Source organism: Burkholderia sp. WTPI3 (genome assembly GCF_021483755.1).
In the GTDB taxonomy this organism is placed as follows: domain Bacteria; phylum Pseudomonadota; class Gammaproteobacteria; order Burkholderiales; family Burkholderiaceae; genus Burkholderia.
In genome coordinates this window covers 1-4,113 of sequence record NZ_JAGIXF010000185.1, presented here as the reverse complement: position 1 = coordinate 4,113, position 4,113 = coordinate 1, and the positions used below count along the sequence as shown (strand labels likewise).

The 4,113-nt window shown below is 64.7% G+C and carries 5 protein-coding genes and 1 pseudogene; 5 read left to right on the top strand and 1 reads right to left on the bottom strand.

Annotated elements, in window-relative coordinates:
- On the bottom strand, positions 1–266 hold a 266-nt coding region (locus J7024_RS36500; RefSeq protein WP_442861916.1), incomplete at its 3' end, for a T6SS effector phospholipase Tle3 domain-containing protein.
- Between the two features lie 894 nt (positions 267–1,160).
- Here J7024_RS36500 and J7024_RS36495 point away from each other — a divergent pair.
- The 5 genes and pseudogenes from J7024_RS36495 to J7024_RS36475 form a co-directional block, all read left to right on the top strand.
- Positions 1,161–1,631: a rhodanese-like domain-containing protein gene (locus tag J7024_RS36495; protein WP_124830769.1), complete on the top strand. Its 471-nt coding sequence runs from the start codon at positions 1,161–1,163 to the stop codon at positions 1,629–1,631.
- Positions 1,632–1,659: 28 nt separating this feature from the next.
- Positions 1,660–2,619: a serine O-acetyltransferase EpsC gene (epsC, locus tag J7024_RS36490; protein ID WP_124830770.1), complete on the top strand. Its 960-nt coding sequence runs from the start codon at positions 1,660–1,662 to the stop codon at positions 2,617–2,619.
- Positions 2,616–2,837, top strand: a complete 222-nt coding sequence (locus tag J7024_RS36485; protein ID WP_006749621.1) for a helix-turn-helix domain-containing protein — start codon at positions 2,616–2,618, stop codon at positions 2,835–2,837. Before epsC ends, J7024_RS36485 begins: the two co-directional genes overlap by 4 nt.
- A gap of 134 nt (positions 2,838–2,971) precedes the next feature.
- Positions 2,972–3,904 (top strand): family 2A encapsulin nanocompartment shell protein, encoded by a 933-nt coding sequence (locus J7024_RS36480; RefSeq protein WP_096500367.1) that lies wholly within the window; start codon positions 2,972–2,974, stop codon positions 3,902–3,904.
- Positions 3,879–4,113: pseudogene (locus J7024_RS36475) on the top strand (family 2A encapsulin nanocompartment cargo protein cysteine desulfurase); the annotation flags it as partial. The gene J7024_RS36480 and the pseudogene J7024_RS36475, both read left to right, overlap by 26 nt.

Below are 4,113 nucleotides of genomic sequence, written 5' to 3'. Positions count from 1 at the left end.
TTGCACAGCCCATCCTCCGTCGCATCGAACCATTCGCCCTCCGAGTTCACGCCATGCACGAAGATCACGACGCCGGGCAAGGGCATCTGCCTGATGCAGATAAGCGGCGTGTTCTTCGCGAACATCGTCATCCCTTCGACACGGCCGACGATGATCGATGGCGGTTCAGGGCGCGACGCAGGTGCGTCAGGCAACCCGGCCTCAGTGGCCGGTTCGTCGGTGGGTGTGTCCGCTACCGGTCGCGGATCGGGAAATGAATCGGTCATCCAGACTCCTTGACAGGCCTGATACGTTTCTCCGTCATCGGATCGATATCGAAATAATCGATAAGTATCCGAATCAATGAAGAACCGGAACGAGGCGGCAAGCATAACGATTTTGGGTCACAGGAAAAACGCCGATTCCGGAAAAATGCGCGCAAAGGCCGTGGCAATGAACGGGGATTGTCAGAATGTGTTTCAGGCGAGAATGCTTCGCATTGCTTCATGAATGTAGATACGCGCGACCTCTCGATCCGATTCGTCTGTCAGGTGCGTTATCCGGTGATGAAGTCGTGTGACGCGCGTGCGTACGACACTGCGTCTGTACCTTGCAGCGCCTGAATCGTTATCGTCCGTGCAAGCGAGGTAAGACCGGCATGTTTGTATCGCACTGGATCTATCGCCGCTTCAGAAGCATCGGATCGTGCTGACGCCATGTTGCTGAAACATGCCGGATACGTGAGCGGGTTCTGCTGTCGACACGCAGCAAAAGTTCGGTGCCAGACCTTCGCGTCGGGCGCCCGGTGATCGATACCCGACTTCCTCCAGGGAGCGCGCTCATGAAAGCTACCCGGATCCTCGCGGTTGCAGTGCTCGTTTCAATTCCATGACGACGCGCAGCGCGCCGCTCGTGACTTCACGGCTCGGACGCCTTTCAAAAGCCTTCGATGCATGACATCGAACGGTCATCTCTTCACATCCCCCGCACGACCCCGCCCCAATAGCGGTCCTCTGCTATTGCATTTCACGCGCCGCTGATTAGGAAATGAATTTTTATTGGTTCTGCTTCCCCGAGCGCGCTCGCATAGTGGGGCTGACGGCTATAGACAGCACGCAAGCTGCACCGGCCGCATTCCCAGGGTGTTTGTTCATACGAATCTGCGAGAACAAGGAAGCGTCATGACTTTTGCATTGGAAGAACGAACCGCCGCACAGCAGGCGCTCGAGGACGCCCGCGCGGCGGCCGCATCGGCGGGCACGCCTTACGCGGGCGGCGTGGCGCCGCAAGCGGCGTGGGCGCTGTTCTCCGCCGGCGACGCGTTGCTGGTGGACGTGCGCACCGCGGAGGAACGCAAATTCGTCGGCCACGTGCCGGAGTCGCTGCATGTGCCGTGGGCGACCGGCACGAGCCTGACGCGCAACCCGCGCTTCGTGCGCGAACTGGAAGCGAAGACCGGCAAGGACGCGGTGGTGCTGCTGTTGTGCCGCAGCGGCAACCGGTCCGCGCAGGCGGCCGAGGCCGCGGCGAAGGCCGGGTTCACGCAGGTATTCAACGTGCTCGAAGGGTTCGAGGGCGACCTCGACGAGCGGCAGCATCGCGGCGGCCGGAACGGCTGGCGCTATCGCGACCTGCCGTGGGCGCAGGACTGAGTCACGGCCGTTACGGGGAGAAGTCGGCATGGCCGCATTCGAAATCGACGACATCGTTCAGTCGCTGCAGACGGAGCGCCGCGCATGGCGCGAGAAGCAGCGGCGCTCACTCGAACCGGGCGGGCGCGACCTGCCGGCGCGCGAGGCGCTTGCGCAGATCATCGGCGCGCTGAAGGGCGTGCTGTTCCCGATGCGGCTCGGGCCACCCGACCTGCGCCAGGAAAGCGAGAACTTCTATGTGGCCCATGCACTCGACGCGGCATTGAACGCGCTGCTCGCGCAAGTGACGCTGGAGTTGCGCTACGCCGCGCGTCAACGCAACGCCGACGCACGGATCGACGAAACGGCGTCCACGGCCGTGCAGGCATTCGCCGCGCGCTTGCCGGATATCCGCCGGCTGCTCGACAGCGACGTGCTGGCCGCGTTCCATGGCGATCCGGCCGCGGGCAGCGTCGACGAAGTGCTGCTTTGCTATCCCGGCATTCTCGCAATGATCCATCATCGGCTCGCGCACGAGTTGTACCGGCTCGGGTTGCCGCTGCTCGCGCGGATCATCGCCGAGCAGGCTCACGCGGAAACCGGCATCGACATTCATCCGGGCGCGCGCATCGGCGGCGGCTTCTTCATCGATCACGGCACGGGCGTCGTGATCGGCGAGACCGCGATCATCGGCGAGCGCGTGCGCGTGTACCAGGCCGTCACGCTCGGAGCCAAGCGTTTCCCGCGCGATGCGGCCGGCCATCTGGAGAAAGGGCTCGCGCGCCATCCGATCGTGGAGGACGACGTCGTGATCTATGCAGGTGCAACGATCCTGGGCCGCGTCACGATCGGCCGCGGCGCGGTGATCGGCGGCAACGTGTGGCTCACGCAGGACGTGCCGGCCGGCGCGAACGTCACGCAGGCCGTGCTGCGCAGCGAAGCGAATGCCGCACCGCGCACGCGGCGCGAGCCGGCTGAGCCGGTGCCCGACACGCAGGTGACGACATGAGCGACCTGATCCAGCACTTCGGCGCCAACGTGCGCAAGCTGCGCGAAGCACGGACGTGGTCGCAGGAGCAACTCGCCGAACACGCGGGGCTGAACCGTTCGTATGTCGGCGAGATCGAGCGCGGCGAGGCGATCGCATCGATCGTTACCGCCGACAAGATCGCACGCGCATTCGACGTGTCGATCTCGACGCTGCTGCCCGGCGTGTACGTCACCTGACGGCATCCCGGTTTTTCCCCTTCGGTTGTGCCGTGTGACGGCTATAGCATGTTGAGCCGGCAGGTGCGTGCTTCCGATAATCACCAAGCGTCATAAGCAATCCCGTTTTTCATCTTAAGAATCCGGAGCCACACATGTCGACCGTTGCAAGCGGCACGGCCGCGCTGAGCGATCACGCCGCCCGCCAACTAGCGAACGCTACCAAGACCGTCCCCCAGCTTTCCACGATCACGCCGCGCTGGCTGACCCATCTGCTGCAATGGGTGCCGGTCGAGGCCGGCATCTATCGCCTGAACCAGGTGAAGAACCCGGAGGCCGTGCGCGCCGCATGCACGCAGCTCGAGGACGAAAGCGTGCTGCCGCAGACCTTCGTGCCGTACGAAGAACAGCCGCGCGAGTATTTCCTGAATGCGGTGAGCACGGTGCTCGACGTGCATACGCGCATCTCCGATCTCTACAGCAGTCCTCATGACCAGATCAAGGAGCAGCTGCGCCTGACGATCGAGACGATCAAGGAGCTGCAGGAAAGCCAGCTGATCAACAACCCGGATTACGGTCTGCTCGCGAACGTGACCGACGAACAGCGGATCTTCCCGCTGACGGGCGCACCGACGCCGGACGATCTCGACGAGCTGCTGACCAAGGTGTGGAAGGAACCCGCGTTCTTCCTCACGCACCCGCTCGCGATCGCCGCGTTCGGCCGCGAATGCACGCGGCGCGGCGTGCCGCCGCCGACGGTCAGCCTGTTCGGCTCGCAATTCCTCACGTGGCGCGGCATTCCGCTGATCCCGTCGGACAAGGTGCCTGTCGCGGACGGCAAGACCAAGATTCTGCTGGTGCGCGTCGGCGACAAGCGCCAGGGCGTCGTCGGCCTCTATCAGCCGGGCGTCGCGGGCGAGCAGGGGCCGGGCCTGTCGGTGCGCTTCATGGGGATCAACAACCAGGCGATCGCGTCGTACCTGATCTCGCTGTACTGCTCGCTCGCGGTCCATTCACCGGATGCGCTGGCTGTCCTCGATGACGTCGAAATCGCCAAGTACCATGACTATCCCGACACCTACCGTTAATCCCGGCTCGGCAAGCAGCGACGCGCTCGCGCTGCCGCACGCGCCGCTGCCGGCGGGCCTGCCCGACCCGGCGGCACTCGCGCGGCTCGCGTCGGAGTTCTTCGCGACGCCGCCCGGGCAGGCCACCGCGCCAGGGCTGTCGGCGGGCAGCGGGGCGGTCGGCGGCGTGCCGTCCGCATTGCCGGCGGCCGCGCCGATCCTCGCGTCGG